We start from the raw sequence: 1,364 nt of genomic DNA, 5'->3' as shown, positions 1-1,364 counted from the left end.
TGCAGGTAGCCCTGTCCAAATCTCTAACTTAGGAGACAATCGCATGGACAAGGATACACTAATTTCGTCATTTGGTAAATGGGTTGCACCCATAAATTCAGAAATTATTCAAGATTGGCAGCATTTCGGCACACTCGATCGATACACGAAAAAACTAAGCACGATGGTATTTCTGCTCCTATTCGTGGAAGCCCAGCTTCAGAAACGCAAGGGATTACGATCCATTATGAGAGAGGTTCAGGCCAACGAGGAGTTTCAGCAAGCGATTGGCATCGATTCGATCAGCGCTGCTCAACTTTCACGCAAAAACAACAAGTTGGATCCTGTCGTGTTACAAGATATTTTATGTGGCCTCATCTCGCAACTGCATCGACATCAGCTTCCAGCAACTTCTCGAGTTGGGCCGGTCAAGGTGATCGATTCCACGACCATCAGTCTCTGTCTTAACAAGTACAAGTGGGCCACTTTCCGTTCGACGAAAGCCGGAGTGAAACTGCATCTTCGTGTTACGTTCTCGGAGCCAGGCACAGTATACCCAGACAAAGCGGTGATGACAACCGCCAACTGTGCGGATCACACTCAGATGGACATGCTGATTGATGAGGCTGACGCTACTTATCTTATGGATCGTGGTTACCTCGACTTACGCAAGTACGATGATTACTGTGTACGCGGCATACCCTTTGTATCACGGCTCAAAAATAGAGTCACCGTAGAGGAAGTGGAATCCTTTCTCTTACCGGTAGACTCCGAGATTGCTCGTGATGTAAAAGTGATCTTAGGTACGGATAAAAAGCGTATGAAGCATCCGCTACGCATGATTGAAACAACCGACAGCAAGGGGAATCTGGTGCGAATCATCACGAACCGATTTGATATCACAGCCGAAGAACTGGGCGACTTGTACCGGAGTCGCTGGCAAATCGAAACGTTCTTTCGGTGGGTCAAACAGAATTTGAAAATGACTTGCTTTTACGGAACGTCAGAGAATGCCGTCATGAATCAAATCTGGGTCTGTATGATCGCCTATTGCTTGTTGCTCCTGATGAAGCTCGAAATCGCCAAAGAGAAGTCGTTAACGGAGCTGAGTGACCGCCTGAGAACGCTGATGTGGAAATCATGGTGTAAGCTTGAGACAGCCATGAACCGCAAGCCGAGTAAGACCTCTAAAGGCCGACAGAAAGTAAGGTCCGTCGAAGTCACAAAGTAATTGCAGTAATGCAGCTCTTTGACACCAAATATTACCAAATGGACACTGGCTATCTGACATGAAGACCCCTAACGTTTTTGGCTTATGTCCAAAGGGAATTATTTTCTGACTATTCAGATTAATACTCGTGTTAGTTTTTATGCAACGCTACTGA

1 protein-coding gene is annotated in these 1,364 nt (G+C 46.1%); it reads left to right on the top strand.

Features of this window, described 5'->3' with window-relative positions:
- Window positions 1-43: 43 nt before the first annotated feature.
- Window positions 44-1,210: an IS4 family transposase gene (locus tag M6D81_RS31465; RefSeq protein ID WP_262681613.1), complete on the top strand. Its 1,167-nt coding sequence runs from the start codon at window positions 44-46 to the stop codon at window positions 1,208-1,210.
- Window positions 1,211-1,364: the final 154 nt, after the last annotated feature.

It is taken from the genome of Paenibacillus sp. J5C2022 (assembly GCF_025567625.1).
Classification (GTDB): Bacteria; Bacillota; Bacilli; order Paenibacillales; family Paenibacillaceae; genus Pristimantibacillus.
This window is presented reverse-complemented; position numbering and strand designations above follow the sequence as displayed.

What these genes read in the sequence shown, in the direction of transcription:
- M6D81_RS31465 (WP_262681613.1), top strand. Translation starts at nt 44, where the DNA reads ATGGACAAGGATACACTAATTTCGTCATTTGGTAAATGGGTTGCACCC.